The following is a 25,716-nucleotide window of genomic DNA, read 5'->3' as shown; positions in this document are numbered from 1 at the left end:
CACGTAATGTCCTTCAGTTGTCCAGCGCCAGCAGCGAAGCGGCAAATTCGCGCGCGGTGAAGGGTTTCAGATCCTCCGCCGCTTCGCCCACGCCTATGGCATGCACGGGCAGTTTGAAGCGGTCCGCGAGTGCAATCAATACCCCGCCTTTGGCCGTTCCGTCCAGCTTGGTCACAACCATGCCGGTCACCGGCGTCAGCTTGTCGAAGGTTTCGGCCTGTGCCACCGCGTTCTGCCCCGTGGTGGCGTCCAGCACCAGCAGCGTGGCGTGCGGCGCGCTTTCATCCAGCTTCTTCATCACACGCACGATCTTGGCCAGCTCGGCCATCAGATGCTCCTTGTTGTGCAGCCGCCCGGCGGTATCGACCAGCAGAAGATCGGTGTTCGCATCGCGCGCCCGCTCCAACGCGGTGAAGACAAGCCCGGCGGCATCCGCGCCTTCTTTGCCCGCGACAACCGGCGCGCCTGTGCGCTCGCCCCATATCTGCAACTGCTGTACCGCGGCGGCGCGGAAGGTATCGCCCGCCGCCATCATCACCTTCATGCCCGCCCCCGCATAGTGCTGCGCCAGCTTGCCGATGGTGGTTGTCTTGCCAACGCCATTGACGCCGACCACCAGCACGACGAACGGCTTCTTGCCCCGGTCGATCTCAAGCGGCTTCGCGACGGGACCGAGCAAGGCGGCGATCTGTTCCGCCAGCGCTTCGCGCACCTCGCGGTCGCTCACTTCTTTGCCAAAACGGTTCTTGCCGAATTCCGCCGCCAGACGCGCCGCCACGGCGGGGCCGAGATCGGCGGCAATCAACAATTCCTCAAGCTCCTCCAGTATCGCGGCATCAAGCTTGCGCTTGGTGAAAATGCCGCCGATTCCGTCCGCCAGCTTGCCGGAACTTTTCTGCAAACCCTGCTGCAAGCGCTTGAACCAGCTCATACCAGCCTGCCCGCCATGTGCGATGTTTCACGTGAAACAATCCCGGCCATTCTGATTTGCCCCGCTTGCGCCGTGCCGGCGAAACGCACTTCCGCATACTGGCGGGTGCGGCCGATGCCCGCTTGTTCGACGAAAATTTCCTGCCGCGTTCCGACAAGCGCATCACAGTGCCGCCGCTGCATCACACCCCCCAGCGTGCGCAATGCGGCGGCGCGGCGCTTGCGCACATCCGGCGCGACCTGCGGCATCTTCGCCGCCGGCGTGCCGTGGCGCGGCGAATAGGGAAATACATGCAGCCATGTAAGCCCGCATTCTTCGACCGCGCGCAGCGTGTTCGCGAACATTGCTTCGTCTTCGGTCGGGAACCCGGCGATCAAATCGGCGCCGAAGGCAATATCAGGCCGCAACGCCCGCGCCCGCGCGCACAAGGCAACCGCATCGGCGCGGCTGTGGCGGCGCTTCATGCGTTTCAAAACCATGTCGTCGCCCGCTTGCAGAGAAAGATGCAGATGCGGCATCAGACGCGGCTCTTCACCAATCAAGCGCCACAGATCATCATCGATCGCCGCGGGATCGAGCGAGGAAAGCCGCAGGCGCGGCAATTCGGGCACCAGCGCCAGCAGGCGGCGCACCATTTGTCCCAGCGTCGGCCGTCCCGGCAAATCGGGCCCGTAGGATGCGATATCGACGCCCGTGAGCACGATTTCACTATGGCCAGAGCGCACCAGCGCGCGCGCCTGCTCTACCACAGCGCCGACGGGAACAGAGCGCGAAGGCCCGCGCCCGAACGGAATAATGCAAAAGGTACAGCGATGGTCGCAGCCGTTCTGGACTTGCACGAATCCGCGCGGAATACCGGTGACGCCGACAAGATGCGCCGCGGTTTCACGCGCCGCCGCGATATCGTTGACGATTATTTTCCCGCCGTTCAGCGCACGCCAGGTATCGGGGCGCAATTTTTCATCGTTGCCGACAACATAATCAACTTCGTCCATCGCCGCATAGCGCGCGGGATCGATCTGTGCCGAACAGCCGGTGACGATAATGCGTGCGCCCGGCTTTTCGCGCCGCAGCCTGCGGATGGTTTGCCGCGCCTGCCGCTCCGCCTCCGCCGTCACGGCGCAGGTGTTGACGATCACGGCATCGCCCGCGCCCGCCGCGCGCGCATGCATGCGGATGACTTCCGATTCATGAATATTCAACCGGCAACCGAAGGTAACGATTTCAGGTTCCGCGCTCATGCCGCCCGCCGCGCTGCCGCCAGCAGTTCGGGCGCAATCACGCCGCTGCAAACAAGCGCCGTGCCGCCGGTAAGCAGGACGCGGTTATCGCTTTCCCGCCATTCGACCCGCAGGCTGCCGCCATCGAGCAGAATTTCAGCGCCGCGCCCCGCAATCAAGCCGCGCCGCACGGCCGCAACCAGCACGGCGCACGCCCCGCTGCCGCACGCCATCGTAATGCCGACGCCGCGTTCCCACACCCGCATGCGGATTTTTTCCGGGCCCAGCACCTGCGCGATTTCAACATTCACGCGGCGGGGAAACAGCGGGTGCGTTTCGATCTGCGGGCCGAGCGCGGCAAGCGGTATGACATCGACCCCGGGCACAAAAAACACGGCATGCGGGTTGCCGACATTGACGCAGCACGGATCCGTCAGCGGCGGCATTGCGAAATCGACTTTCTGCGTATCCTGTTCGACCGCGAGCGGAATTTCATTCCAGCCGGTTTTCGGGGTCGCAAGGTCAACCTCGACCAGATCATTCACGCGACGAACGGGCAGCAGGCCTGCGGCGGTTTCGATAACGGCGGAATCTTTTCCGGTTTCCTCGAACAGCAAGCGCCCGACGCAGCGCGTCGCGTTGCCGCACGTATTTTCCTCGCCGCCGTCGGCGTTAAAGATAGCGATGTAAGCATCGGCCCCGGCTGTGCGCGGCGGCAGCATGACGATGAGCTGGTCGCAGCCGATGCCGCGCCGTCTTTCGGCAAGGTGAAGTCGCATGGCAAGGTCGGGCACAAAGCCCGTTTTGCGGCTATCGAGAATGACAAAGTCATTGCCGAGGCCGTGCATTTTCCGGAAATGAACGTCCATACGGCTTTTATAGGCCAAACCGCCGGGCAGTTCCACAGGCAGCGGAAACGCGCAGTTTAGCGACGCGCCACAAGCTGGGTGGGGCCACCGTCTTCATCTTCGGCATCATCCGGCGTGAAGAAGGGGTTGCCGCCGCCCTGCTGCTTATCGTTCGATTGCGCCTCGTTGCCCGGTTCAGGCTGCGCCTTGCCGTTGGCAGCCGCAGGCTGCGCGCCTTCGCCCGGCTGTTGCTGCTGTTGCTGCTGCTGTTGCGAGGGGTAGAACGGGGCATCGGGTTGCTGACCGCGCGCGCGCTGTTCGTTCGCGGTGGCTTCGTTGATAGCTTCGATGATGCGGTAATAATGTTCGGCATGCTGCAGGTAGTTTTCAGCCGCAACGCGATCGCTGGCCGAGGCCGCATCGCGGGCGAGCGCCTGATATTTCTCATAGACCTGCCAAGCATTGCCGCGCACGCGCACATCGGGGCCATTGCTGTCGAAGGTCTGATGACGCAAGGAAGAGGGTGAGCGCGGACGGTTGCCGCCATGGTTGCCGCTGTTGCTGTTGTTGCCGCCACCACCGCCGTTACCGCCGCCGGATTGATGATTATGACGGCCGCGTCCACGGCGACCATTCGGACCCTGTCTCATGCGCTTTATCCCGATCTGTTGTTCGTTTCCGGTTAACTTGTTTTCCGTTCATCGTGGGGTCACTGTTCCGTCGCGTCCTTCGCGGGGTTTTCAGTGCGATACATCCACGTTTCGATGCCCGCCGATTCATGACTTTGGCATCGCAAGTGCGGCGAGAATAGGCGGACATGCGGCCAATGCCAAGAATTATTTTTTCCTAGCTTTTACGCAGTATTTCCGCCGCTTCTAGCGCCGCATAGGTCCAGATGGCATCGGCCCCGGCCCGCTTGAAGCACAGCATGGTTTCCATCATGACCCTGTCATAATCGAGCCAGCCGTTCTGCGCCGCAGCCTTCAGCATCGCGTATTCGCCGCTGACATGGTAAACGAATGTCGGCATCGCGAAGGCTTCCTTCACCCGCCGCACGATATCGAGATAGGGCAAGCCCGGCTTGACGATCAGCATGTCGGCACCTTCGGCGATATCGAGCGCGACTTCGCGCAAAGCCTCGTCGCCGTTCGCCGGGTCCATTTGATAGGTTTTCTTGTCGCCCACCAGCTTGCCGTTGTTGTTCAACGCATCACGGAAGGGCCCGTAAAAACCGGAAGCGTATTTGGCAGCGTAGGATGAAATTTTTACGTCTCCGAAACCCGACGCATCAAGCGCATCGCGCACCGCGCCGATGCGCCCGTCCATCATATCGGACGGCGCGATGATATCGCAGCCCGCCTGCGCCTGCACGACCGCTTGCCTGCACAGTATTTCGACCGTTTCGTCGTTCGGCACCCTGCCATCCACCAATAAACCGTCATGCGCGTGGGTCGTGAAGGGATCGAGCGCGACGTCGCAGAACACGCCCATATCCGGCACGGCTTCCTTCGCGGCGCGGATCGCACGGCACACGACATTTTCCGGGTTGAGCGCTTCGCGCCCTTCCGCATCCTTGCGGTCTTCATCGAGCGCCGGGAAAAGCGCGACCGCGCCGATGCCCAGATCGGCCGCGCGCTTTATTTGCGCGCCCAGCAAATCGACCGTATAGCGTTCGACCCCGGGCATGGAAGCGATCGGGCGCTTTTCGCCCTTCCCTTCGATCACAAAAACCGGCCAGACAAGATCGGCGGCGGAAAGGCTGTTTTCCGCGACCAGCCGGCGCACCCACGCATCGGTGCGGTTGCGGCGCATGCGCGTGCGCGGAAAACCCGGCGCCTGTTGTTCGTTTTGTTTGATAACTGGTTTCACAATGGCCTTGTTCATAGGCGACCCCATATCCACGCCCCGGCGGCAATGCAGACAAAATGCACCCGCCGCCAGGCAGTTGCAAGCAGGCAGATTATCGGCACAATGGGCGGCGCAACAAGCGGCGCAGGCATGACCAACCCCCTTCCCATCATCAGCGAAATCAAGGGCCGGATTGGCCTCATCACGCTCAACCGGCCCGGCGCGCTCAACGCACTGGATACCGTGATGATCGAACAGATCACATCGGCGCTGGACGCATGGCGCATGCATGACGAAGTATGCGCGGTTGTGATCCATCACAAGGAAGGCCGCGCCTATTGTGCGGGGGGCGATGTGCGCGCGCTGTGGGAGCTGCGCACGCAATACCCCGAAAACCGCGACACCAACGATTATTACACCGCCACCTATTTCCGGACCGAATACCAGCTCAACCACAAAATACGCTTCTACCCCAAGCCCGTGGTCGCGATTATCGATGGCATGACGTTCGGCGGCGGTGTCGGCATTTCGGTCCATAGCAGCTTCTGCGTCGCCACTGAAAATACGCAATGGGCGATGCCGGAAACCGCAATCGGCTTCGTGCCTGATATCGGCGCAAGCTATGTGCTTTCCCGCCTGCCCGGCCACGCAGGTATCTGGCTTGCGTTGACAGGCGCGCGCCTTGGAGCGGGCGATTGCGCACAACTCGGGATCGCGTCACACATTGTGCCCGCTGCGCAAAAAGCCGCGCTGATCGCAGACCTTGCGGCGGCCGACCTGTATAAAGACGCGCCGGGTACGATCGATACGCTTTTGCGTACCTACGGCGCGCCGCCGGGCCTTGCGCCGTATGAGGCCGTGCGCGCGATGGTCGATGATGCCTTCAGCCAGCCGACGGTGGAAGCCATTATGGAACGGCTTGCCCGCCACGGCGCATGGGGACAGGAACAGCTTGCGCTGCTCGCGCGCATGTCGCCCGCCAGCCTGAAAGTTGTGCTGCGCCAGATCAACGAAGCGAAGGCGCTTTCCTTCAACGATTGCCTGAAACGTGAATACAGGTTGGGACAGGCGCGGCTGGCGGACCATGATTTCTTCGAAGGCGTGCGCGCCGTGCTGGTCGATAAGGACCGCAAGCCGAAATGGCAACCCGCCACCGTGCCTGACGTGACGCAGGATATCGTTGACCGCCATTTCGACCCGCGATGGGATACGCCGAACGGCGCGCTGGAATTGCCGGCGGAGCTTGACCATGCCTGACTTTTCCTTCGAGATTGCGGCGGGGCGCGATGCCGGAAAGATTGTTTGCGGCGTGGACGAAGTCGGGCGCGGGCCGCTGGCCGGGCCGGTGCTGGCGGCGGCGGCTATCTTGCCGGGCGATTTTCCACCCGCGCTGGCCGCAAAAATCACGGACAGCAAAAAGATGACCGCACGGCAGCGCGAAGCGATCTTCGATGAACTAACCAGCCATTGCACCCATGCGGTGGCGGAGGCCAGCGTGGCGGAGATAGCGGAGCTGAACATCCTGTGGGCCAGCATGCTGGCGATGCAGCGTGCCGTGGCCGCGCTGGCCCGCCCGCCCGCCATGGCACTGATTGACGGCAACCGCTGCCCCAAGCTTCCCTGCCCTGCGCAGGCAATCGTTAAGGGGGACGGCAAAAGCCTTTCCATCGCCGCCGCATCGATCATCGCCAAGGTCAGCCGCGACCGGTTCATGACGAAATTGGCCCAAAAACACCCGGGCTATGGCTGGGAACGCAATGCCGGCTATGGCACCACGGAACATATTGCGGCATTGCAACGATTGGGCCCCACCCCCTGGCATCGTGACTCTTTTGCACCAGTCTATGAACTAATTAAAGCAAGAGGCTGATTCATAAGACTCTTTTTAAAGATTTAGCTTGTAAATTACGCTCCTGTGGATAACTTGGAAGTTCAACAAGGTATTCTCATGAGCAAAAAAGCCAAAGCCGCCCGAACCGCGCCCGCCGCCCTGCCGATCGACAAGATTCTGACGGGCGATTGCATTGCGCATATGAACAGCCTGCCCGAAGGCTCGGTCGATGCCGTTTTCGCCGACCCGCCCTATAACCTGCAGCTTGCGGGCGATCTGCACCGCCCCAACAACACGCTGGTCGATGGCGTTGACGATGCGTGGGACAAGTTCGCCGATCTGACCGCCTATGACGAATTCACCCGCGCATGGCTGACCGCCGCCCGCCGCGTGCTGAAGCCCGACGGCGCGCTTTGGGTGATCGGCAGCTATCACAATATTTTCCGCGTCGGCAGCATTTTGCAAGACCTTGGCTTCTGGATGCTGAACGATATCGTCTGGCGCAAAACCAACCCGATGCCCAACTTCCGCGGCAAGCGCTTCACCAACGCCCACGAAACGCTGATCTGGGCCGCGCGCAGCCAGGAAAGCAAGCCGACCTTCAATTACGAAGCGATGAAAAACCTGAACGACGAAACCCAGATGCGCAGCGACTGGCTTTTGCCGATTTGCAGCGGCGGCGAGCGGCTGAAGGGCGCGGACGGCGCCAAGGCGCACCCGACCCAGAAGCCCGAAGCGTTGCTTTATCGCGTGATTCTTTCATCCACCAAGCCGGGCGACGTGATCCTCGATCCGTTTTTCGGCACCGGCACAACGGGCGCGGTCGCCAAGCTGCTCGGCCGCCATTTCATCGGCTGCGAACAGGATAAAACCTATATCCGCCACGCCGAAGCGCGCTTGCGCGGCATTACGCCGGTAGAAAAGCCGGAATTGCTGATTACGCCTTCGAAGCGCGAAGAACCCCGCGTCCCCTTCGGCACCGTGCTGGAACGCGGGCTTTTGAAACCGGGCGACAAATTGTTCGACAACCGCCGCCGCCATCAGGCGCATGTAAAGGCCGATGCAACGCTGGTGGCATCGAGCCGCAACGGCAACCATCGCGGTTCGATCCACCGCGTGGGCGCCGAGGTGCAGGGATTGCCCGCCTGCAACGGCTGGACCTTCTGGTATTTCAGCCAGCAAGGGAAGCTTGTTCCCATCGACATTCTGCGCCAACGCATACGCGCCGAGCTGTACGGCACCAACTGATCAGGGCGATCAGGGCTCAAAAGTATAGATAAGCTTCGTCATATCCTTGTCTTCATAAAATTCGATATTCTCGAGCCGCGCATCCATGCGCGACAGGTTCTTTTGCAGCATTTTGTCATCCATGTTGAGCTGTTCGACGAACGTGACATGCATGTTGAACCTGACCCAAATTTCCCGCGTCAGGTTGCCCGCTTCCGTCATGCGGGCCAGAAGGGCCTTGGCTTCCTCTTCGGGGATATATAGCCCCTCGACCGTCACGGGCCGGTCGAGCGCGGCCTGAAACGCGCGCGGCACGAAGCGCGATGCCGGATCGCCGCAATCGTTGAATTCCACGCGCGCGAGATTGAGAATATTGACGTTCTGGATGCCGGTATCGATCCCCAGCTTATACATCTTGCGGTCGAAATCGTAGCGATCGAGATAGAGGCGGCCGCGCACAAAAAAGCCGGTCGGAAAGCGGGCAAGGTTTTTTTCAATTTCCTTGCGCAAGCCGCTGCGGATCTTTTCCCACTTAAAATCGTTGTCGTGGAAAGCCTGATAGAGTTCGCATTCCTTGAACTTGCCGTATTCGTCGATCACGCGGTCGTCGGCGGGGTTAAGCGCGCCGAAGCGGATCAGCACCTGCATGATGGTGGTGGGCGTCGCGGGGGCGTATTCATCGCTCGCCTGTGCGGGCAACGCTATACACGCCGCAAGCAGCCAGAGCATAAAACCGGAGAGGCATTGACGCATGGCTTGCACGGATGTGATGTCCCCGCTTGGTTGTCCCGACCGATTAACCCGATGCCGCCAGGGCATGGCGCGCGATTTTGCGCATCACGCTTGGCAGGCCCTGATCTTCCACCGCGCCGCGCTTGACCCAGAAGCCTTGTATGGAACCGCCGGCACGGCTTGACCTTATCTTACCTACCGCAACCCTAATATGAAGGTCAAAATGGGTAAAACTGTGGCGCACGTCGCCCGCAAGCATTTTCCAGCGCGTACGTGCGGGCGCATGGGTTTTTTCTGCCCCGTCTTTATTCTTTTTTAACCGAACCGGCTGCTTTTCGCCGCGTTCTCGCCACGGCGCCGACGGCACCTCGACCATGCCGCCGAGCAAGCCTTCGGGCGGACGGCGGCGCAACAACACTTCGCCGCGCTGATTGACCAGCCAGTAAGCCGTGGTTTGCCGCAGCGGCTTGGCCTTTTTCACGGCGCGCGCAGGCAATGCGGCGGCGATGCCGCGCGCAAAGGCAACGCAAGCGCCTTGCAGCGGGCAAAGATAGCAACGCGGCTTGCCCGGCGTGCACACCGTCGCGCCCAGATCCATCAGCGCCTGCGCATAATCGCCGAAGCGCGACGCGGGCAAAAGTTTTTCCGCATGCGCGCGCAAGAGCCGTTTGGATTCCGTCAGCGGTTTTTTTACGGCGAACAAACGGGCCATCACGCGCTCGACATTGCCATCGACCACATTGGCGCGCCGGCCGAACGCGATTGCGGTCACCGCCGCCGCCGTATAAGCGCCGATGCCCGGCAGCGCGCGCAGCGCCGCTTCATCGGACGGGAATTGCCCGCCATGATCGGCAACGACAGCGCGGGCACAGGCATGCAGCAGCCGCGCGCGGCGGTAATAACCGAGCCCGGCCCACGCATGCATCACATCGTCCAGCTTCGCGCGCGCAAGCGCGCCCACCGTAGGCCAGCGCTGCAGGAATTTTTCGTAATAGGGCCCGACAGCCGCGACGGTGGTTTGCTGGAGCATAATTTCAGCCAGCCATACACGATAGGGATCCGGCCTTTGCCCCGGCAGCGCACGCCACGGCAACACCCGCCGGTGCCGATCATACCAGGCAAGCAGCAAAGATGCCGCAGGCCCGGCATGAACGGGGCGGGCACGGGCGGGCTTGGCTTTATTTTGCTGCTTTTTGGGCATGGAATGCCTTAGTATAGCGCGATGTCGCAGCCACGCCAGCTCAAGAACGCCGTCAACCAGGTCGCCGGACAGGTGATCGGCCGGGATTGGTCGCTTTACGCCACCTTGCTCGATAACTGGCGCGATATCGTCGGGCAGGAGCTGGCGGCGCACACCATGCCCGTGAAAATCGTGCTGGCAGGCGGAACGCCGGGGCCGCGCAACAAGCGCGAAAACGGCACGCTGCATATAAAGTTGCCGCGCGGGCTGGCTATGGAAATGCAATACAAGCTGCATCAGGTGCAGGCGCGCGTGAACGGCTTTTTCGGCTATGACGCCATCACCCGCATTGTGCTGGAGCACGACAACAAGCCGGCAAAACCGCCGGAACAAGCACAGCCGGAAGCAGCATTGGATGCGCAGGAAATAGAGCGGATCGAACAGGCCGCCGCTGCCATAGCCGACCCGGCGCTGCGCGAAGCCGCCGCAGCATTTGGCCAAGCCGTTGCAATGCAGGCAAAAAAACAAGGTTAACGCCGGAATTTTTATCGCACGCGGCGCTTGTGGCCGCGCGCTGCTTTCAGATAAACTGTGATTCTGCGAATCAAAATGGATAAATGAATATGCATCAATGGGTTATAGGTGCGCTGGTAGCACTGGCTTTGGCCGTAGGCGGGGCTTTTTACTTCACCGGCAGCACGCAGGCACAGGAAGACGGAAAAACGGCCGGCGAAGCCGTAGCCGCCGACACCGCCGCGCCCGCAGAAACCGCGCCGGAAACCACGACCGCCGAAACGAGCGGCGACGCGCGCCTGGCTGACCGCATACTTGGCAGCGCCGATGCGCCGGTGACGATCATCGAATACGCTTCGCTGACCTGCAGCCATTGTTCGCATTTCCATAAGGAAATTTTCGACAAGCTGAAGGAAGATTACATCGATACCGGCAAGGTCAAGTTCATCTTCCGCGATTTTCCGCTGGATGGCACCTCGTTGCAGGCTTCCGCGGTCGCGCGTTGCATGCCGCCGGAACGGTTCTATGCCTTCATCAGCATCTTGATGAAGGGACAGGAGCAATGGAGCACCCTGCCCGACCCGCTTGACAGCATTGTGCGTTATGCGAAGCTTGGCGGGCTGAGCGAGGAATCGGCGCGCGCCTGCGCCAACGATGCGGCGCTGCAGGAAGGTATCAGCAACATCCGGCTTAAAGCCCAGCAGGAATTCGAAGTAACCGCCACGCCGACCTTCATTTTAAACGACGGCACCGGGCGTGTTCAGGGCGCGATGCCGATCGAGGCATTTGCCGAAGAAATCAACAAATTGACCAAGTAACATAACAGGGAAACAAAGGTTATTGTCATGGCGCTGCATTTTTCAAAACTCCATCTGCACGGCTTCAAATCCTTCGTCGAGCCGACCGATCTGCTGATCGACAACGGGTTGACCGGAATCGTCGGCCCCAACGGCTGCGGCAAATCCAACCTTGTCGAAGCTTTGCGCTGGGTCATGGGCGAAACATCCCCCAAGCGCATGCGCGGCAGCGGCATGGATGATGTAATCTTCGGCGGTACGGCCACGCGCCCGGCGCGCAACCTTGGTGAAGTTTCGCTCAGCCTCGACAACACGCAGCGCAGCGCGACCGCCGAATTCAACGATACGGACGAGCTTGTGGTCACCCGCAAGATCGAACGCGAAGCGGGTTCGGAATACCGCGTCAATGGCCGCCCGGTGCGGCAGCGCGACATTCAGCTTCTGTTCGCCGATCAGGCGACGGGCGCGCATTCCACCAGCCTTGTCGGACAGGGCCAGATCGATGCGCTGATCCGCGCCAAACCCCAGGACCGCCGCCAGATTCTTGAAGAAGCTTCGGGCACCGCCGGGTTGCAGGCCCGCAGGCACGAAGCCGAATTGAAGCTCAAGGGCGCCGAACAAAACCTTACGCGCGTCGATGACGTGCTTGCCGCGCTCGATACCCAGTTGCGCGGGCTGAAGCAACAGGTGCGGCAGGCTTCGCGCTACCGCAACCTTGCCGAACATATCCGCCGCACCGAAGCGGCCTTGATGCATCTGCGTTGGACCGCCGGGCAAGAACAGCTTGAACAAAACCGCGCCGCGCTGCAGCAGGCCGAGCAGGCCGCCAACGAATTCCTTGCCGTCGTGACGCGCGGCAATACGGACCGCACCGAAGCCGCCGCCGGGCTGCCGGGTTTGCGGCAGGCCGAAGCCGCCGCCGCCGCCGTCGTGCAGCGGCTGACGCTGAAGCGCGAACAGCTTGAAAGCGAGGCCAAGCGCCTTGCCGACGATACCGCGACGCAGGAACAGCGCCTGACCGAGGCGCAGCAGGACCACGCCCGTGAACAGGGATTGCGCAGCGATGCCGATGCCGCGACCGAGCGGCTGCAGCGGGAGGGCGAGCAGCTTGAAAAGAAACTGGGCACGCTGACGGCGCTGCAGCCTTCGCTCGCGGCTTCGCTGGAAACGATTGACGGCGAGGTTGCGGCGCTTCAGGACGCGCTCGACCGGCTGACCGAGGAAGTTGCGAACGCCGAGGCGCGCCGCACCACGCTGACACGCGAAATCGAACAGCTGACCGGCCAGCAAAAGACCTTGCAACAACGCCGCACCGAACTGGAACAGCAGCGCGACGTGCTCGCGGCCGAAAGCGGCGCGCGGCCCGAACTGGCGCTGGCGCAATCCATGCTGGCAGCGACCGAGGCCGATTTCACCAAGCGGCAGGCGGCGAACGAAAGGGCCGAAACTTTCCGCAAACAGGCGGAACAAACGCTTGAAACGGCACAGCAAGGCGCGCGGGCGGCCGATGCCCACATCACCAAGCTGCAGGCCGAGGCGGGCGCGATCAAAACCCTTTTGGCCGATACCGACCAGGACGGCGAGAAGCTGATCGATGTCATTAACGTTGCGCCCGGCTTCGAAGCCGCGCTGGCCAGCGCACTTGGCGAAGCGTTGACGGCGCCCGTTGGCGCGCACAAGGCGGCGCACTGGCGCGATCTTCCTGCCTATGACAACCCGCAGCCGCTGCCGGCGGGCGCAGCTCCGCTTGCGGCCCAGATCACCGCGCCGGAAGCGCTGGCGCGCAGTCTGTCGCAAATCGGGCTCGTGAACGGCACCGAACAGGGCGATGCGCTCGCGGCGCAGCTGAAGCCGGGGCAAATTCTGGTTAGCCGCGAAGGCTGGGCCTGGCGCTGGGATGGTTACACCGTCACCCCCGAAACCCCCACCGCATACGCCGTGCGCCTGAAGCAGCGCAACCGGCTGGCGGCGCTGGAAGGCGACATCGCCGAAGCCGAGGCCGCCGCGAGCGGCGCGCGCGAAGCGCTTGAAATGGCGGAAAGCACGCTTGGCGAATACCGGCGCGAAGTCGAAACCACCCGGCAAGCGATGCAGCAGTCTTTTGCCGCGTTGAATGATGCCCGCCGCAACTATAGCGAAAAGGCCGAAGCCGCCGCAGCCGCCAATTCAAAGCTGGCCGCGCTGGAAGATGCGCTTTTGCACGCCAACCACGATCTCGGTCATGTCACGGAGCGTATGGAAGGCGCGGCGCGCGAGCTTGAAATTGCCCGCGCGGTTGAAACCCGCCGCCCCGAGATCGACAGGCAGCGCGCAGCGCTGACGGAAAAACGCGCCAGGCAAACCATCAGCCGCAGCGAGCTCGACCGCATCACGCACGAACTGACCGCCTTGCGCGAACGTGCAGAGACCGTAACAAGCGAGACCGCATCGTGGCAGCAGCGTTCGCAAACAGCGTTCGCGAAGCTGGATGAGCTGGCGACGCGCATCATGGAACTTGAAGAAAGCCTTATCGGGTTGCGCCAGCGCCCGGCGGCAATCGCAAGCGAACGCAGCGCCTTGCTCGATCAGCTGGGCGAAGCCGAAACACTGCGCGGCGCGGCGGCGGAAAAGCTGATGACGGCGGAAACCGCGCTGGCCGAGGTGGAACAGAAGCTGAAGCGCGACGAAGCCGCCTTGGCGGGCGCGCGTGAAAACCGCGTGCGCTATGAAGCCGGCGTGCAGGCAGCCGAAGAACATCTGAAGGACCTGCAGGAACGCATCACCGAAAAGCTGGATTGCACGGCAGACCAGCTTTTGCAGGTAGCCGAGCTGGCGGAAGGCGAAACCGCGCCGGATATGCGCGATCTGGAAGACAAGCTGGCACGCCATTTGCGCGAACGCGACAATATGGGCCCCGTGAACCTGCGCGCCGAGGTGGAATCGGACACCGTGCAGGGCGAAATTGACCGCCTGCAGGCGGAAAAGGACGATCTGGTGGCCGCTATCGCCAAGCTGCGGCAGGGCATCAGCCAGCTCAACAAGGAAGCGCGCGAACGGCTGCAAAATGCGTTCGTTTCCGTGAACGAGAAGTTCCAGGCCCTGTTCCAGCGCCTGTTCGCGGGCGGGCGGGCGCATCTGGAGCTGATCGACGATGAAGACCCGCTGAATGCGGGGCTTGAAATTTTTGCCGCGCCGCCGGGCAAAAAGGTGCAGGTGCTATCCCTGCTTTCGGGCGGCGAACGCACGCTGACTGCGCTCGCGTTGCTGTTCGCGGTGTTCCAGACCAACCCTTCGCCCATCTGCGTGCTCGACGAAGCCGAAGCCGCGCTGGATGAAAGCAACGTGGACCGGTTCTGCAAACTGGTGCGCGAGGTCGCGACCGAAACCAAAACCCGCTTCCTCATCATCACCCATCAACGCCTGACTATGGCGCGGATGGACCGCCTGTTCGGCGTGACGATGATGGAAAAGGGTGTTTCGCAGCTCGTGTCCGTCAATCTCAGCCAGGCCGAGGCGATCAGGGACGGCGAAGTGCCGGAAAATATCGACGATCTGGTCGCGGCGGAATAAAGCTAGCCCAGCGCCTTCGCCACGTCCGCAACCACATCACCCCAATTCCCCACCGCCGATTGGCGATAAATTTTGATGCATGGGTACCACGGGTTATCGGCGCGGTCGCGGAACCAGTACCATAGCGATCCAAGCCCGCGCGGCAGCATCAGGTGGCATTCCTTCCCCAGCGCGCCGGCCATATGCACAGTCGTGTTGCTGATGGAAACGATGCAATCGCATGCCATGATCTGCGCCGCAAAATCATCGAGGTTCCTTGCCTGATCAACCGCATCATCGTGAAACAGGGTGATGCCGGAATGGGCGGCGGCGAAGGCTGCGCGCTCGGCCGCCGTATCGCCGTATTGCAGATCGATAAAGGCGGTATCCGGCGTTTGCAAAAGCGGCAGCCATTCGGCCAGCGGGCTGCTTTTGTATTTGCCCAGCTTTGCCCCCGAACGCCACGCGATGCCAATGATGCGCTTTTTGCCCAAGGCTTCATAACGTGCGCGGATGGAAGCTGTTTTTTCCGCATCCGCCTTCAGGAACGCGCGGCGCGATACGGGAAACGCATCGAAGCTGCGGCGCAGGTGGATCGCGGGCCAGAAGGTCGGGCACTGAAAATCGATCGCGGGATCGAGCGCGCGCTTATCTGTCAGATCGTCGCGGATATGCTCCGGGTCCGGCATCGGCGGTTTGACCACGCAATCGACCTGCGGATAGCTGCGTTTGCATATGGGAATAAGCCGTTCGGACATTTCCGCCATCACCTGCGCGCCCTGCGCGAGCAGATCGTCGATCGTGCTGAAGGTAATAATATCCTCGCCGATACCCTGATCGCCCCACAGCACGACCCGCTTGCCCTTGAGCGGCGTTCCATCCCACAAGGGTTGCGGGAAGTTGCGCTTGTTCTTCAGCTTGTGGCGCGCGATCCAGGTATCCCACCCTTCCGCCAGCCTGCCGAATGTTAGCAAGCACAGGGCGCGGTTATAGAGCGTGAGCAGATCGCCGGGATCAAGCTTGAGCGCGGCATCATAGGCCGCGATCGCGCCTTCAAAATCTTCCATATCCTGAAGCACGACACCAAGGTTGCCGTGCCCCTTCACGAAACCGGGATTGAGAGCGGCAACGCGGCGAAACAAATCGGCCGCTTCGGGCAAGCGGTTTTGCGTTTGCCGCAACATGCCCATGTTGTTGACCACGCCGTAATGATCCGGCCTTTGCCGCAAGGCTTCTTCGAGCAACTTTTCCGCTTCCGGCAATTCGCGCTTGTCGCGCAAAAGTTCGCCAAGATTGGTCAGGCTTTCGACATGGCCTTGCATATGCGCAAGCGCCTCCCAGTAATATTTTATCGCCTCTTCCTTCTTTTCCTCGCGTTCGCACAGGCGGGCATGTTCGAAGCATGCGCTGCCGAGGTTTTGGCGGAATTCCGGCACGTTGGCATCGACCGCGTGCGCACGGCGGAACAAATCGGCCGCTTCGGAAAATTTCTTTTCGCTTGCGCGCAGAACGCCGAGCCCGTTCAGCGCCGTCAGCGTGCGGGGGTTAAGCGTCAGGGCCTTGATATAAAATTCTTCGGCCTTCGCCAGATCGCCGCGCTGATGCGCCGCCATGCCATCGAGGCCGAGATCGCGCACAGGTTGCTTGGGCTGCTGTTGCCGGGGCTTTGCCATGGCCAAAGACTAGAACGCCTCGGCCGGCACGTCCATAATCGGTTTCGCGCCAGACATAATAGCGAGGTTAAGCGCATTGACCTGCGGCATCAGTTTCAGAACATAATAGCGCGCGGTCTTGATTTTGGTTTCATAAAACGCCTTTTGCGCGCCTTCCGCCTGCGGCAGCTTTGCCGCCGCCACCGCCGCCATCTTGAGCCACATGTACCCGACCGCCACGAGCGCGAACAGCTTCAGGTAATCGCTGGCAGCCGCGCCCGCTTCCTCCGGGTTCACGAAGCCGCGCGTGGCAACCGTGAGCGAAGACATCTGCAACTTGCCAAAGCCGCTCATGAACAGGGGCAGCAATTCGGCCAGCGCCGGGTTTTCTTTTTCCGCTTCGATGAAGGCCAAAACGGGGTGGAAGAAACGGCGCATCAGGCGGCCGTAATTATCGCCCATCTTGCGGCCGACGAGATCGAGTGCCTGAATGCCGTTGGCGCCTTCATAGATTTGCGTGATACGCGCATCGCGCACGAATTGTTCCATGCCAAAATCGTGGCAATAGCCATGGCCGCCATAGATTTGCACGCCGATATTGGCGACATCGAAACCAACATCGGTGAGAAAGGATTTGATAATCGGCGTCAGCAGCGCCACCAGATCTTCGGCATCCTGCCGGGCTTGCGCATCGCCGTGCTTGGCGGCGATATCGAGCTGATAGCCGATCCAGTAGGCCAGCGCGCGGCAACCTTCAACATAGGCGCGCATGGTCAAAAGGTTTTTGCGGATATCCGGGTGCACGATCAACGGGTCCGCCGGTTTATCCGGGTACACGGGGCCTTTGAGCCCGCGGCCCTGCAATCTGTCATGCGCGTATTGCACGGCGTTCTGGTAGCTGACCTCGGCAAGGCCAAGACCCTGAAGCCCGACCGCAAGGCGCGCTTCGTTCATCATCGTGAACATGGCCTTCATGCCGCTGTTAGGCTTACCGACCAGCCAGCCGGTCGCGTTTTCGAAATTCATGACGCAGGTGGATGAAGCCTTGATGCCCATTTTGTGTTCGATCCGCCCGCATGCAACGCCGTTACGCGGGCCGGCCGTGCCATCTTCTTTGGGGAGGAATTTCGGCACAAGAAACAGGCTGATGCCCTTGATGCCCGGCAAGGCATCGGGCAGCTTGGCGAGCACGAGATGGATGATGTTATCGGCCAGATCGTGCTCACCCGCTGAAATGAATATCTTGGTGCCGCTGATCTTGAAACTGCCATCGGTATTCGGTTCCGCCTTAGTGCGAATAAGGCCAAGATCGGTGCCGCAATGCGGTTCGGTCAGACACATCGTGCCGGTCCATTCGCCCGTGACCATTTTCGGCAGATAGCGCTGTTTCAGTTCGTCACCGCCATGCGTGTGGATCGCATTATATGCGCCGTGGCTGAGGCCTGGATACATGCCGAACGACATGTTGGCCGAACAAACCATTTCATCGATCACGAAGTTAAGCAGCAAAGGCAAGCCTTGCCCGCCATAAGCCGGATCGCAGGAAAGGCCGGGCCAGCCGCTTTCGCAGAACGTCTTATAGGCTTCGGGAAAGCCCTTGGGCGTGCGCACCACGCCGTTTTCATAGACGCAGCCTTCCAGATCGCCGCTCTGGTTCAGCGGCTGCAATACTTCTTCGCACACCTGCCCCGCGGCTTCGAGCACGGTTTCGAACATCTCCGGCGTCGCTTCCTCATACCCCGGGAGCTTCGAAAGGCCTTCGATACCCAACAGATCGTTCAGGACGAAATTGATATCCGCGTGCGGGGCTTTGTATATCGGCATCGCTTCCCCCTAATTCCTTAGCGGCTTGCCGGTGCCGAGCATATGCTCGATCCGCGCCAGCGTGCCGGGCGTTTTCACCAGTTTCATGAATTCGCTGCGCTCAAGCGCGAGGATATCGGCTTCGGTCAATTCTGCCGTGATATCGGTATCGCCGCCCGTGAGCACATTGCCGAGCGCAGAGCTGACAACCATATCGTGCGGCGTCACCTTGCCCGCAAGCCGCATGCCTTGTAGCACGAGCGAAAGCGCGGCGCGCCCGGCCTTGCCCGGCAACCTGAATTTCATTTCTTCCGGCGGCTTGTAGCCCGGCGCCAGCGCCAAAACCTTTTGCTTGGCATCGAACAAAAGCCTATCACGGTTCATGGTAATGCCATCGGATTTGCGCAGATACATCAAATCCTTCGCTTCGGCGGCGGAGCGCGAAACCTTGGCCGTGCCGACGGTTTCAAACACCTGCGCCAGCGGCGGCATCGGGCCGCCGAAACGCTTCTTGCTGCTGAAGGCGCGCATCAGCATTTGCGCGCAGCCGCCCCAGCCGGGAACGATACCGACGCCGACCTCGACAAGGCCCATGTAAAGTTCGGCATGCGCCTGCACGGCGCTGCAGCCGAGATTAACTTCGCACCCGCCGCCGAGCGCGAGGTTGAACGGCGCGCCCACACTGGGGAACGGCGCGAAGCGCAACGCGCGGAAAGCCTTTTGGCCCTGTTCAACAAGACTATCGATCGCCGGATACAAGCCGATATTGAGCGCGAACAACGCGAGCCCGAGATTGGCGCCGGCGGAGAAATTATCGCCTTCGTTATGGACGACCATGCCCTTCCAGCGCAAACGGTCGGACGCAATCAGATCGACCGATTTGAGCACGAGCCCGAGCACATCGGGGTCGAACGAATTCATCTTGGTGTGGATTTCAAAACAGGCGACGCCATCACCGATATCCCAAAGGCTGGCGGAACCGTTCTTCAATACCGGCTTCGCGCCGCGCTTGATATCGGCCAGCAGCAGCACGCCTTCGGGCCGCGTAACGGGTGCGTAAGTGCCCTGCAACGTCAGGTATTCGCACGCCCTGCCTTCGATACGGTAGAACGGGCGGCCCTTCGCGGCTTCAAGCAGCGGCGGCACCGGGCGGCCTTCCTTCTTCAGGCGTTCGGTGAACCAAGCTGTGCCGAGCTGATCGATCAGCTCGAACGGGCCGAACTTCCAGTTGTAACCCCAGCGCATGGCGTTATCGATGGAAACGATATCGTCGGCAATTTGCCCGGCCAGCGAGGCGGCATAGGAAAGCGTTTGCCCGAGCACGGCCCAAGCGAGCTTGCCGTGTTCGTCATCGGTTTCGCAAAGTTTGCGCAGATCCTTGCCCGCATTCTGCAGCGCGGCGATTTTGGGCTTGCCCGCTTCGCTGTATTGGCCGGTTTTCAGATCGATCGCTTCCTTGACCTTTTTACCGCCCTCGCGGTTCAGGCGATAGAACCCGCCCTTGCCCTTGCGGCCGGTATAACCATCGGCGATCATTTTTCCGAACAGTTCCGGCTCGCGGTAAATCTTGCGGTATTCGTCATCCGCGGGCAGCGTGCCCATGAAGCTTTTGGCGATCAAGGGCATGAGATCGAGCCCGACAAGATCGATCAAACCGAACACGCCGGTTTTCGGGACGCCCATGGGGCGGCTGCACACCGCATCCGCTTCCTGCACCGAAAGGCCGAGATCGAGCGTGGCATTGATCGCGGTCTGCATGAAAAAGGTGCCGAGCCGGTTGGCGATGAAACCGGGCGTATCCTTGCAGCGCACGACGCCCTTGCCCAGCTGGATATCGACGAACGCGCTGATGGTGGAAATTGCGTCATCGCGGGTTTTCTGGCCGACAACCAGTTCAAGCAGATGCAGGTAGCGTGGCGGGTTGAAGAAATGCGTGATCAGGAAATCGCGCGCGAAGGCGGCTGACTGGTCCTTTATCAGCACTTCAAGCGGAATGGTGGAGGTGTTGGACGATACGATTGAACCCGGCTTGCGCACTGCATCGACCTTTTTATACAGGTCGGATTTGATTTGCGGATTTTCCAGCACCGCTTCGACCACCCAATCGACATCCTTCAGCTTGGGCAAATCGTCTTCGATATTGCCGGGGGTGACGAGACGGGCGTTCTTCTTGTGCATGAAGGGCGCCGGGTCCATCTTCAGCAGCTTTTCGATCGCACCCTTCGCGAGCTGGCTGCGGTCTTCCGCGCCTTTCGGCACGATATCGAGCAGCAACACGGGAATGCCCGCATTGGCGACATGCGCCGCGATCTGGCTGCCCATCACGCCCGAACCGATAACCGCAACCTGCTTGATCTCGTTCGCCATTGCCGCCGCTTACTCCGCCGCTTCAAGGATGGTGGCGATCCCCTGCCCGCCGCCGATGCATTGCGTGGCCAGCGCATAGCGCTTGCCTTCCCGCTGCATGATTTGCGCCGCCTTGCCGGTGATACGGGCGCCGGTGGCGCCCAGCGGATGGCCGAGCGCGATCGCGCCGCCATCAATATTGATCTTGCTTTGATCGAGCCCGAGATCGCGGATGCAAGCGATGGACTGTGAAGCAAACGCTTCGTTCAGTTCGATCACATCCATATCCTTGGCTTCAAGCCCCGCGCGCGCCAGCGCCTTGCGCGTGGCGGCCACCGGGCCGATACCCATGATTTCGGGCGCGCATCCGGCAACGGCGACAGACCTGATCCGCGCCAGAATGGGGAGCCTGTGCGTGCGTGCGAATTCCTCGCTCGTGACCAGCGTGGCCGCCGCGCCATCGGTCAGCGGCGAAGATGTGCCCGCCGTAACGGAGCCACTTTCATCGAACGCAAGTTTAAGCGTCGCGAGCTTTTCCGCGGTGGTGCCGGGCCTGATGCAGCCGTCTTTTTCCACCATGCCTTCGGGCGCCTGTACCGGCACAATTTCGGCCGTCAGTCTGCCGCCTTCCTGCGCCGCGCTTGCGCGGGCGTGCGACACAACCGCGAATTCTTCCTGCTCCTTGCGCGATATCTTGTATTTGCGCGCGACATTTTCCGCCGTTTCGCCCATGCCCATATAGGCGGCAGGCAGCGTTTCATACAAGGCGGGGTTGGGCAGCGTGTTGTAGCCGCCCATTGGAATGCGCGTCATGCTTTCAATGCCTGCGCATATAAAGGCATCGCCCGCGCCCATCTGGATCGCGCCGGCGGCCATGTGAATGCTTTGCATGGAAGAGCCGCAAAAACGGTTGACCGTTACGCCCGCGACCGATTGCGGCAGCCCGGCGATAAAACCGATCAGCCGCGCCACGTTCAAACCCTGCTCCCCTTCCGGGAAAGCGCAACCGACGATCAGATCCTCGATCGCGTTCGGATCGACCTTCGTGCGTTCAAGCAGGCCGCGCACAACGGCGGCGGCGATATCATCCGGCCGCACCTTGGCAAGCTCACCCTTGGCGGCGAAGCAGAAGGGTGAACGGGCGTAACCGGCGATGACGACTGGCTTCATTGCAAACCTCGGGCATGGCCTTCGGGCGGGCTGCTGCAGTAGTATAGGCCAAACAATTCATATTGGTGAAACAAGGATTAAGAAATGGTTACGCCGTGCAGCCGCATGTGGGCGTCACCCAAGGCCATGCTTGCGTAGCTCGTCGCCCAGCCGCCCCGTGGCCCACAGATAGAACATGTGAAAATCCCCGCGCAGCGACCATAACGGGTAGCTGAAGGTGGCGGGCCGGTTCTTTTCGATGAAAAAATGCCCGATCCAGGCGAAGAAATAGCCCATGAAAGCGGCGCCAAGCAGCCAGAAGGGGTTGAAGCTGAAAACCGCCTTGCCGATATATAGGATAGCGACCCCGGTGCCGAACAGATGCAGCGCCCGCGTGCCGCGCCGCGCATGCTGCGACAGATAAAAGGGCCAGAAGTCTTCGTAGGTGGTATAGGCCTTTGTCATTGCCGCCTCCCGCCTCAAAAACGCTAAATAATTATAGCATAAAATCCGCCGCTCTGGTTATATCAATGGCGCGCGATGTTGCGCTGCACAAACGATTTTGAACGGCGGAAAGATATGGGGAAGTACAAGGTAGCGGTTGTCGGGGCCACTGGCGCCGTGGGTCAGGAAATGCTCAAGACGCTGGCGGAGCGCAAATTTCCGGTCTCGGAAGTGTATGCGCTTGCCTCCGCGCGCTCGGCCGGCGGCACGGCCAGCTTCGGCGAAGACGAAACGCTGAAGGTGCAGGACCTCGCGAAATTCGATTTCCGCGGCGTGGATATCTGCCTTTCTTCCGCCGGCGCGAAAATATCGGCCGAATTTGCGCCGCGCGCGGGCGCCGCCGGTTGCATCGTGATCGACAACACGTCGCATTTCCGCATGGACCCGGATGTGCCGCTGGTGGTGCCGGAAGTGAACCCGCAGGCGATCGCCGGTTATGCCAAGAAAAACATCATCGCCAACCCCAACTGTTCGACCATCCAGCTTGTCGTGGCGCTGAAGCCGCTGCACGACCTTGCGAAAATAAACCGCGTCGTGGTCGCGACCTATCAATCGGTTTCCGGCGCGGGGCGGGAAGCGATGGACGAACTGTTCAGCCAGACGCGCGCGGTTTACGTGAACGACCAGATCAAGAAAGAACAGTTCACCAAGCAGATCGCCTTCAACGTCATTCCGCAGATCGATGTGTTCATGGAGGACGGCTCCACCAAGGAAGAATGGAAAATGATGGTGGAGACCAAGAAAATCCTTGATCCCAAGATCAAGCTTACCGCCACATGCGTGCGTGCGCCGGTGTTCATCGGCCACGCCGTGAGCGCGAATATAGAATTCGGGAACCCGGTGAGCGCGACCGAAGCGCGCGCCGCGCTGAAAAAGGCCGCGGGCATCACCGTGATTGACCAGCATAACGAGGAAGGCTTCGTGACGCCGGTCGAATGCGCGGGCGAAGATGCGGTTTTTGTCAGCCGTATCCGCGAGGATATGACCGTGGAAAACGGGCTGACTATCTGGGTCGTGGCCGACAATCTGCGCAAGGGCGCGGCGCTTAACGCCATCCAGATAGCGGAACTGCTGGCAAAAGATTATCTGAAATAGCGCTGCGCGCGGCTATCAGCCGCCGAATGCCTTAAGGTTGGCCGGCAGCAGGCCCGCTTTCTGCATCACATCCTGCATCAGCTTTTCCGTTGCCTTGCTTGCGGCCACGAGCGGCAGGCGCAGCTCGTTGCGGCACAGGCCCAGCAGTGAAGCGCCGAACTTCACCGGCGCGGGGGAAGATTCCACGAACAAAGCCTGGAACAACGGCGTCAGCAGGACATTGATGCGCGTGGCGTTGGCGATATCGCCCGCACGCCAGGCCACCTGCATTTCGCTGCACAGGCGCGGCGCGATGTTGGAAGCGACCGAGATGCACCCCACGCCGCCCTGCGCGAGAAACGCGAGCGCCGTGCCATCTTCGCCCGAAAGCTGGCAGAAATCATCGCCGCACGCGACGCGCTGCAGCGCCGGGCGCTGCAGATCCGCCGTGGCGTCCTTCACGCCCACGATGCGCGGCAATTCGGCCAGACGCGCCATGGTTTCGACCGACATATTCACGACGCTGCGGCCGGGAATGTTATAGATGATGATGGGCAGGCCGCTGTTATCATGGATGGCCTTGAAGTGCTGATAGAGGCCTTCCTGCGTGGGCTTGTTATAATAAGGCGTGACCTGCAGCGCGGCATCCGCGCCCGCCTTTTCGGCGTGCTGCGTCAGGCTAATGGCTTCGGCCGTCGCATTGGAACCGCACCCGGCGATCACGGGCACTTTGCCCTTCGCGGCTTCGATGCACAGTTCGATCACCTGATGGTGTTCTTCGTGGCTTAGCGTCGGGCTTTCGCCCGTGGTGCCGCAGGGCACAAGACCGTGGGTGCCTTCATCGATCTGCCATTGCACGAACTTCTGGAATTGCGCGGCATCGACCTTGCCATCCCGGAACGGGGTGATAAGGGCTGTAATGGAGCCGTAAAATTCCGTTTGCGTAGCCTTCTGTGCCATGACCGACCTTCCTTGTTTCGATGACAATATAATAGCCGCCCGCCATGGTTAATTCAATCAGCTTATTGCCGTTTAAAGGGGTTTTCAGGCCTTCCCGACCAGTAAATCGAGCCCGCCGGACGGCTGCCGGTGCTGTTCGAACGGTATGGTGACGTGCGCGAGTTCGCGGTAGCGCTTCGCGCGCGCTTCAAGCAAGGCCGGGTAGCAGCGCTTCAGCGCATCGCCCGGCGCTTCGCCCGGCTGCGGGACAAAGGCATCGCCCCATATCACCGGCTTTGGGGTGGCGATGTAGGTTTCGAACAGATGCGCGGTATGTTCGGGCGAGGCTTCGAGATAGATCACGCGCGTCAGCGCCTGCAATTCTGCAAGAATTTTACCGTCCACATAAATCACGCTGCCCGTGGTGTCGGCTACCAGCGGGGCATCGTCCGGATGGGCACGAATCTGCTCCAATACATCGCGCATAATCTGCGTTTCGTGTTCAATATACTGCCGGCTGGCCGATGCGTAGCGCGTGTCGTATGGCTGGCCCAGCCATTTTGCGACGTTCGCGAGGCCTTCGCCGAATTCCGCCATCTCGGGGCCAAGGCTGCGCTCGACCAGAAGGTCGCAATCGACATACTCGAAGCCGCGCTCTGCGGCCAAGCGGCGGGCCCAGTGGCTTTTGCCGATGTTCGACATGCCGATCAGCGTGATATGCACCGTGGGTACCCCTTATGCGCGGCGCTAGTCGCGCAGCAGTTCATTGATCGATGTTTTGGCGCGGGTCTTTTCATCGACCCGTTTCACGATCACGGCGCAAGCGAGGCTCGGGCCCGCGCTGCCGTCCGGCAACGGCTTGCCCGGCATGGCGCCCGGCACAACTACCGAATAAGGCGGCACGCGGCCGACGAACACTTCGCCCGTCGCGCGATCGACGATCCGGCTGGTCGAGCTGATGAAAACGCCCATCGAAAGCACGGAGCCGCGCCCCACGACCACACCTTCCACAACTTCGCTGCGCGCGCCGATGAAACAATCGTCTTCGATAATCACCGGGCCTGCCTGCAACGGTTCCAGCACGCCGCCGATCCCGACGCCGCCCGAGATATGACAGTTTTTGCCGACCTGCGCGCAGGAACCGACGGTAACCCACGTATCGACCATGGTGCCTTCGCCGACATAGGCGCCAAGATTGACGAAAGAAGGCATCAGCACCACGCCGGGCGCGATATAGGCCGAGCGGCGCACGATGCTGCCCGGCACGGCGCGGAAGCCGGCGGCCTTGAATTGTTCCGGCCCCCAGCCATCGAACTTGGACGGGACCTTATCCCACCAGTGTGCGCCGCCGGGGCCGCCGGAGATCATTGCCATGTCTTCGAGCCGGAAGAACAGCAAAACCGCCTTCTTCAGCCATTGATTGACCCGCCACGCATCGCCCGCCTTTTCCGCCACGCGGAACGCGCCGCTATCGAGCCCGGACAAAGCGGTTTCCACGGCATCCCGCACCTCCCCCTTCGTGGCGGAGGTGACGGCGGCGCGGTCTTCCCACGCCTTGTCGATAATGGTTTGAAGCTGTTCTGTTTGCATATGT

General features: G+C 61.2%; 22 protein-coding genes. 7 read left to right on the top strand and 15 right to left on the bottom strand.

The window, feature by feature from the left end; translation table 11 throughout:
- Positions 1-13 precede the first annotated feature (13 nt).
- The 5 genes from ftsY to hemB all read right to left on the bottom strand — a co-directional run bounded on the left by ftsY (position 14) and on the right by hemB (position 4,895).
- Complete coding sequence (gene ftsY, locus GC131_03275) at positions 14-931, bottom strand: signal recognition particle-docking protein FtsY (GenBank protein ID MBI1273090.1); 918 nt, start codon at positions 929-931, stop codon at positions 14-16.
- Positions 928-2,172 (bottom strand): tRNA (N(6)-L-threonylcarbamoyladenosine(37)-C(2))-methylthiotransferase MtaB, encoded by a 1,245-nt coding sequence (gene mtaB, locus GC131_03270; GenBank protein MBI1273089.1) that lies wholly within the window; start codon positions 2,170-2,172, stop codon positions 928-930. Before mtaB ends, ftsY begins: the two co-directional genes overlap by 4 nt.
- The gene (locus GC131_03265) at positions 2,169-3,020 is read right to left on the bottom strand and encodes a diaminopimelate epimerase (GenBank protein ID MBI1273088.1); all 852 of its coding nucleotides are present in this window, start codon (positions 3,018-3,020) and stop codon (positions 2,169-2,171) included. The genes mtaB and GC131_03265 overlap by 4 nt, the downstream gene beginning before the upstream one ends.
- Positions 3,021-3,076: 56 nt before the next feature.
- A complete protein-coding gene (locus tag GC131_03260; protein MBI1273087.1) occupies positions 3,077-3,649 on the bottom strand; it encodes a DUF4167 domain-containing protein in 573 nt (190 codons plus the stop codon).
- A 196-nt stretch (positions 3,650-3,845) separates the two neighbouring features.
- Positions 3,846-4,895, bottom strand: coding sequence for a porphobilinogen synthase (hemB, locus tag GC131_03255; protein MBI1273086.1), 1,050 nt, complete (start codon positions 4,893-4,895; stop codon positions 3,846-3,848).
- 18 nt (positions 4,896-4,913) lie between these two features.
- Here hemB and GC131_03250 point away from each other — a divergent pair, with 18 nt between their 5' ends.
- From GC131_03250 to GC131_03240, 3 genes are all read left to right on the top strand, one after another.
- On the top strand, positions 4,914-6,104 hold the full coding sequence (locus GC131_03250; GenBank protein ID MBI1273085.1) for an enoyl-CoA hydratase/isomerase family protein: 1,191 nt from the start codon (positions 4,914-4,916) through the stop codon (positions 6,102-6,104).
- Entirely contained in the window at positions 6,097-6,717 is a 621-nt protein-coding gene (locus GC131_03245; protein ID MBI1273084.1) for a ribonuclease HII, read from the top strand. The genes GC131_03250 and GC131_03245 overlap by 8 nt, the downstream gene beginning before the upstream one ends.
- Before the next feature lie 78 nt (positions 6,718-6,795).
- Positions 6,796-7,926 (top strand): site-specific DNA-methyltransferase, encoded by a 1,131-nt coding sequence (locus GC131_03240; GenBank protein MBI1273083.1) that lies wholly within the window; start codon positions 6,796-6,798, stop codon positions 7,924-7,926.
- Between the two features lie 9 nt (positions 7,927-7,935).
- On the opposite strand, the gene GC131_03235 is transcribed toward GC131_03240, so the two are convergent.
- Entirely contained in the window at positions 7,936-8,724 is a 789-nt protein-coding gene (locus tag GC131_03235; protein ID MBI1273082.1) for a DUF4852 domain-containing protein, read from the bottom strand.
- On the bottom strand, positions 8,702-9,838 hold the full coding sequence (gene mutY / locus GC131_03230) for an A/G-specific adenine glycosylase (GenBank protein MBI1273081.1): 1,137 nt from the start codon (positions 9,836-9,838) through the stop codon (positions 8,702-8,704). The genes GC131_03235 and mutY overlap by 23 nt, the downstream gene beginning before the upstream one ends.
- A gap of 21 nt (positions 9,839-9,859) precedes the next feature.
- On the opposite strand from mutY, the gene GC131_03225 reads away from it, so the two are divergent.
- The 3 genes from GC131_03225 (at position 9,860) to smc (ending at position 14,676) form a co-directional block, all read left to right on the top strand.
- Positions 9,860-10,351 carry a DUF721 domain-containing protein gene (locus GC131_03225; GenBank protein ID MBI1273080.1) on the top strand — a complete coding sequence of 164 codons (492 nt, stop codon included), beginning with the start codon at positions 9,860-9,862 and terminating at the stop codon, positions 10,349-10,351.
- 83 nt (positions 10,352-10,434) lie between these two features.
- Positions 10,435-11,148, top strand: a complete 714-nt coding sequence (locus GC131_03220) for a thioredoxin domain-containing protein (protein ID MBI1273079.1) — start codon at positions 10,435-10,437, stop codon at positions 11,146-11,148.
- Between the two features lie 33 nt (positions 11,149-11,181).
- Positions 11,182-14,676 (top strand): chromosome segregation protein SMC, encoded by a 3,495-nt coding sequence (smc, locus tag GC131_03215; protein ID MBI1273078.1) that lies wholly within the window; start codon positions 11,182-11,184, stop codon positions 14,674-14,676.
- A 2-nt stretch (positions 14,677-14,678) separates the two neighbouring features.
- Here smc and GC131_03210 read toward each other — a convergent pair whose 3' ends face one another.
- The 5 genes from GC131_03210 to GC131_03190 all read right to left on the bottom strand — a co-directional run bounded on the left by GC131_03210 (position 14,679) and on the right by GC131_03190 (position 22,070).
- A complete protein-coding gene (locus tag GC131_03210; protein ID MBI1273077.1) occupies positions 14,679-16,328 on the bottom strand; it encodes a tetratricopeptide repeat protein in 1,650 nt (549 codons plus the stop codon).
- 9 nt (positions 16,329-16,337) lie between these two features.
- Positions 16,338-18,131 (bottom strand): acyl-CoA dehydrogenase, encoded by a 1,794-nt coding sequence (locus GC131_03205; protein MBI1273076.1) that lies wholly within the window; start codon positions 18,129-18,131, stop codon positions 16,338-16,340.
- A gap of 9 nt (positions 18,132-18,140) precedes the next feature.
- Positions 18,141-20,477: a 3-hydroxyacyl-CoA dehydrogenase gene (locus GC131_03200; protein MBI1273075.1), complete on the bottom strand. Its 2,337-nt coding sequence runs from the start codon at positions 20,475-20,477 to the stop codon at positions 18,141-18,143.
- 9 nt (positions 20,478-20,486) lie between these two features.
- Positions 20,487-21,626: an acetyl-CoA C-acyltransferase gene (locus GC131_03195; GenBank protein MBI1273074.1), complete on the bottom strand. Its 1,140-nt coding sequence runs from the start codon at positions 21,624-21,626 to the stop codon at positions 20,487-20,489.
- A gap of 114 nt (positions 21,627-21,740) precedes the next feature.
- The gene (locus tag GC131_03190) at positions 21,741-22,070 is read right to left on the bottom strand and encodes a DUF962 domain-containing protein (GenBank protein MBI1273073.1); all 330 of its coding nucleotides are present in this window, start codon (positions 22,068-22,070) and stop codon (positions 21,741-21,743) included.
- Between the two features lie 114 nt (positions 22,071-22,184).
- Between GC131_03190 and GC131_03185 the strand changes: the two genes are divergently transcribed.
- Positions 22,185-23,204 carry an aspartate-semialdehyde dehydrogenase gene (locus GC131_03185; GenBank protein MBI1273072.1) on the top strand — a complete coding sequence of 340 codons (1,020 nt, stop codon included), beginning with the start codon at positions 22,185-22,187 and terminating at the stop codon, positions 23,202-23,204.
- Positions 23,205-23,219: 15 nt separating this feature from the next.
- Here the strand turns inward: GC131_03185 and GC131_03180 are convergent, their stop codons facing one another.
- From GC131_03180 to dapD, 3 genes are all read right to left on the bottom strand, one after another.
- Positions 23,220-24,143, bottom strand: a complete 924-nt coding sequence (locus GC131_03180; GenBank protein ID MBI1273071.1) for a 4-hydroxy-tetrahydrodipicolinate synthase — start codon at positions 24,141-24,143, stop codon at positions 23,220-23,222.
- An 84-nt stretch (positions 24,144-24,227) separates the two neighbouring features.
- Entirely contained in the window at positions 24,228-24,845 is a 618-nt protein-coding gene (locus tag GC131_03175; GenBank protein MBI1273070.1) for a hypothetical protein, read from the bottom strand.
- 24 nt (positions 24,846-24,869) lie between these two features.
- Entirely contained in the window at positions 24,870-25,712 is an 843-nt protein-coding gene (dapD, locus tag GC131_03170) for a 2,3,4,5-tetrahydropyridine-2,6-dicarboxylate N-succinyltransferase (GenBank protein MBI1273069.1), read from the bottom strand.
- Between the last annotated feature and the right edge of the window lie 4 nt (positions 25,713-25,716).

This window comes from Alphaproteobacteria bacterium (assembly GCA_016124955.1).
Taxonomy (GTDB): domain Bacteria; phylum Pseudomonadota; class Alphaproteobacteria; order UBA9219; family RFNS01; genus RI-461.
The sequence above is the reverse complement of the archived record's forward strand: the minus strand, read 5'-3'. Positions and strand labels throughout refer to the sequence as shown.